The sequence below is a fragment of the Paraburkholderia sp. EG286B genome (genome assembly GCF_040965655.1).
Classification (GTDB): domain Bacteria; phylum Pseudomonadota; class Gammaproteobacteria; order Burkholderiales; family Burkholderiaceae; genus Paraburkholderia.
Window position 1 is genome coordinate 1 of sequence record NZ_JBFRCF010000133.1, and the last position, 915, is coordinate 915.

Genomic DNA, 915 nt, shown 5'->3' on the forward strand with positions numbered 1-915 from the left:
GGCGCGGCGGCTTGGGGTGAGCCTGGCGAGCCTGTGCCATCTGGCCTGGGGCCAGGTGGTGGCGCGCAGCAGCGGCCGCGAGCAGGTGGTGTTCGGCACGGTGCTGTTCGGCCGCATGCAGGGCGGCACCGGTGGCGACCGCACCATGGGCCTGTTCATCAATACCCTGCCGCTGCGGCTTGATCTTGATGGCACCGGGGTCGAGGCGAGCGTGCGGACCACGCATGCGCGGCTGGCCGAGCTGCTGGCACATGAGCATGCCTCGCTGGCGCTGGCGCAACGCTGCAGCGGCGTTGCGGCGCCGGCGCCGCTGTTCAGTTCGCTGTTGAACTACCGCCACAACATGCCGGCGGCAATCTCCGGCGCCGGCGCGGCGGATGGGCTATCCGGCGTGGAATGGCTGGGCGGGGAGGAGCGCACCAACTATCCGCTGACCCTGTCGGTGGAGGACTTTGGCGAGGCGCTCGGGCTGACGGCGCAGGTGGCGGAGGGCGTCTCAGCGGATCGGGTCTGCGGCTACATGCAGCGGACGCTCGAGCAGCTGGCGGAGGCGCTGGAGCGGGCGCCGAACACGCCGGTGCGGGAGCTGGACATCCTGCCGGCCGCTGAGCGGGCGTATCTGCTGGAGGAGCTGAACCGGACGGCGGCGGCGTATCCGTCGGAGAAGTGCCTCCACGAGCTGTTCGAGGCGCAGGTCGCCAAGGCGCCGGAGGCGGTGGCGGTGGTCTGTGCGGAGGAGCGCGTGAGCTATGGCGAGCTCAATGCGCGGGCCAACCGTCTGGCGCACTATCTGACCGGGCTCGGTGTGAGGCCGGGCGATTGCATAGCCACTGTGCTTGACCGTTCCGTCAGTCTTGTAGCGGCGCAGCTTGCGATCCTGAAGGCGGGGGCAGTGTATGTACCGATTGATCGCGC

1 protein-coding gene is annotated in these 915 nt (G+C 69.8%); it reads left to right on the forward strand.

Annotated features, from left to right (window positions below):
* Positions 1-16: 16 nt before the first annotated feature.
* The coding region (locus tag AB4Y42_RS44070; RefSeq protein ID WP_368697871.1) for an AMP-binding protein at positions 17-915 on the forward strand (899 nt) is incomplete at its 3' end.